Annotated in this window: 1 pseudogene; it reads left to right on the top strand. The window is 57.0% G+C overall.

Features of this window, described 5'->3' with window-relative positions:
- Positions 1–235: pseudogene (locus ACTHS3_RS18660) on the top strand (peptide chain release factor N(5)-glutamine methyltransferase); the annotation flags it as partial.

Consider the following 235-nt stretch of genomic DNA (forward strand, 5'->3'; position numbering starts at 1 on the left):
ATACGCGCGCGCAGCTGGTTACACGCGGTATGGACGATTTGGCAGAATCTGCCCTGCAAACCTTGGAGGCTTTGGTACAACGCCGTCTGAAAGGCGAGCCGATGGCCTATCTGTTGGGCGAACGCGAGTTCTATGGACGATGCTTTGCTGTCAATCCCCATGTGCTGATTCCCCGTCCTGAAACCGAGCATTTGGTGGAAGCCGTACTCAAACGCTTGCCGCCGCAAGGCCGTGT

Source organism: Neisseria sp. P0009.S007, from assembly GCF_051962515.1.